Here is a 2569-nt window from a genome sequence, read left to right as displayed (position 1 = left end):
AAAGGGGTTTTGATAACTGGCTTAAAGCTGAAAGCTTTCCGGACCCCCCAGCCTAGCTGGGGGTTTTTTGTGCACAAGCAAAACAGGCGCATGATGCGCCTGTTTTTTCTGCTTACTTCTGCGGGTTTTTCGCTTTCCACGCATCCCATGATTCTTTGATTTCCTGTTTTGCGCTGGCGGCATCATTAAAGCCGTTCAGCTCAACTTTCTTACGGCCGTCTGGCAGTTGCTTGTACACGCGGAAGAACGCCTGCAGACGCTCTTGTTCAATTTTCGGCAGGTCGCCCACTTCTTTAATGTCATCGTATGTCGGGCCAATTTTGCTGGCCGGTACCGCAACGATCTTGTCGTCTTTTTCCCCACCGTCGATCATTTTCAGCACGCCAATCGGGCGCAGTTTGATAAGCGTGCCCGGTGCCATCGGTGCGCGGGTGTAGAAAATCACGTCCAGCGGGTCGCCGTCACCGGCCAGAGACTGTGTCAGAGAGCCGTAGTTCGCCGGATAGACCACCGGCATCGACTGAAAACGATCGGCAATGATAAAACCGGTTTTGGCGTCGGTTTCATATTTGATGATGCCACCCGCCGGGATTTCCGTTACCGCGTAAAATTCTTCTGGGTTATTGGCAGGCCGTGGGAATTCCAGGATATTGTCTGCCTGCACAGAGGCGGAAAGGAAAAGACTGACAGCAAGGATTTTTTTGACCAGATGCATTGTTTGTTAGCTCTTTGTTATTGAAAAGAAACAACTTAAGACCTAAAAATGACGACAGCATGACAGCGGATGATCATTTGCATGATGCCATGCGTCTTCTGGCGTCGTTTATACTCTTTTTTTGCATACCGATTGAGGTGAAACAGATATGGATATTTCGACTGATGGTCTGGACGTGCTGTTTATTGCGGGTTTCGGTCCTGTCCCACGCAGCGTCGGCGACAGTAAAGCCCTCTACCAGCAGACGCTAGGTCTGCCCATTAAGCCCATGGAGGGCAATGAAGATTACCTGGTCGCCGAAGATAGTTCGCTGGATGGCGTCAATCATTTTGCGCTCTGGCCGCTGCATCAGGCAGCGCAGTCCTGCTTTGGTACAGACGCGTGGCCAGCGGATGTGCCCGCCCCACAAAGCTGGATTGAGTTTGAAGTAGCCGACCTCGACAGCGCTACCCGCGCTCTGCGCGAAAAAGGCTACGCCCTGCTGGTTGAAAACCGGCTTGAGCCCTGGGGACAAAGTATCACTCGCTTTCTCAGCCCGGAAGGCATGCTGGTCGGTTTAAGCTTTACGCCATGGCTGCGTGAGTAACGCTGATTTTGTGCAAAAAACGCGCCCACGGGAGCATTTTTATTCAGGCCAGCGCGCTAACATCAGCGCTTACCCGCTTTGCTTTTACATGCCCGTACATCAGCAGCGCCGACATCGCTGAGAACGAAAGGATAGCGGCTGGTAGCGTGACATAATCCCAGCTCAAACCCATGGTAATCATCAGTCCACCAAAATAGGCCCCGATGGCGCTACCGAGGTTAAAGGCAATTTGTCCCCCTGCCGCGCCTAACAACTCACCGCCTTTGGCATTCTGCAACAGCAGGATTTGCAGCGGAGCCGCCAATGCAAACAGGCCCGCACAGCAGATAAAGCCCATCGTTAAGGAAGCTACCTTGTTTTCGCCGAAGGCAAACAGCAGCAACAGCGACAGCACAATCACCAGGTCAGTGGTGGCCGCAATACGCAGTGGACTGTAGCGCCCGGACAGCCTGCCACTCAGCAGATTGCCCAACACCATTCCCAGCCCCATCAGCATCATGATGACCGTCATAAACATCTCGGAAAAGCCGGAAACGTTGAGCATAAACGGCTTCACAAAGCTGAACCAGGCGAAGACGCCCGCGTTGCCGAACATGGTGGCAGCGAAGATAAACCACGGTTCTGGCTTTTTCAGGAAGCGAAATTGCTCGGTGAAACGGGTCTCGGATTTATCAAACAGCTGTGGTACCCAGGCGATAATTGAAATAATCACCAGCAGGTTAAACAGGGCAATCAGCATAAAGGTGTAGCGCCAGCTAAAGGCGTGACCAAGCCACGTTCCCAGCGGTACCCCCGCCAGGTTGGCCACAGTCATCCCGGCGACCATGCCCGCGACGGCCAGCGTGACTTTCCCCGGCGGCGCGATTTTGGAGAGAATAATCGCCCCAACCCCGAAAAAGGCCCCGTGCGGAAACCCCGACACCAGCCTGCCAATTGCCAGCATGGTATAGGACGTTGAGAAGGTGAAAATCGTATTGCCCACGGCGCACAGAGCAACCAGGAACAGCAGGATAGTTTTTAACGAGAAACGGCTGGAGAACACGGCGATAATTGGCGCACCAATCACCACGCCAAACGCATAAAAGGAGATCATACTGCCTGCCGACGGAATGGAGATCCCCACATCCCGCGCCAGTTCGGTCAGCACGCCCATAATGCCAAATTCCGCCATGCCCAAGCCAAAGGTGCCAAGTGCTAGATAGTGTCGTCACGAGGATAAAAATCATTGATAATAGGGCCTTCTAATCAGAAGGCCCTATTATCATGAC

At 53.2% G+C, this 2569-nt stretch carries 2 protein-coding genes and 1 pseudogene; 1 reads left to right on the top strand and 2 read right to left on the bottom strand.

All coding sequences use genetic code 11. The features are described from left to right. Nucleotides 1-112: 112 nt before the first annotated feature. Nucleotides 113-715 carry an inorganic diphosphatase gene (locus ACSZPU_RS24950; protein WP_499004279.1) on the bottom strand — a complete coding sequence of 201 codons (603 nt, stop codon included), beginning with the start codon at nucleotides 713-715 and terminating at the stop codon, nucleotides 113-115. Nucleotides 716-863: 148 nt separating this feature from the next. On the opposite strand from ACSZPU_RS24950, the gene ACSZPU_RS24945 reads away from it, so the two are divergent. After that, on the top strand, nucleotides 864-1301 hold the full coding sequence (locus tag ACSZPU_RS24945) for a VOC family protein (protein WP_499004278.1): 438 nt from the start codon (nucleotides 864-866) through the stop codon (nucleotides 1299-1301). A 43-nt stretch (nucleotides 1302-1344) separates the two neighbouring features. Here the strand turns inward: ACSZPU_RS24945 and araJ are convergent. Continuing rightward, nucleotides 1345-2499 (bottom strand): annotated as a pseudogene (gene araJ / locus ACSZPU_RS24940) (MFS transporter AraJ); the annotation flags it as partial. Nucleotides 2500-2569: the final 70 nt, after the last annotated feature.

This window comes from Phytobacter sp. V69 (assembly GCF_965644215.1).
Taxonomy (GTDB): Bacteria; Pseudomonadota; Gammaproteobacteria; order Enterobacterales; family Enterobacteriaceae; genus Phytobacter.
The sequence above is the reverse complement of the archived record's forward strand: the minus strand, read 5'-3'. Positions and strand labels throughout refer to the sequence as shown.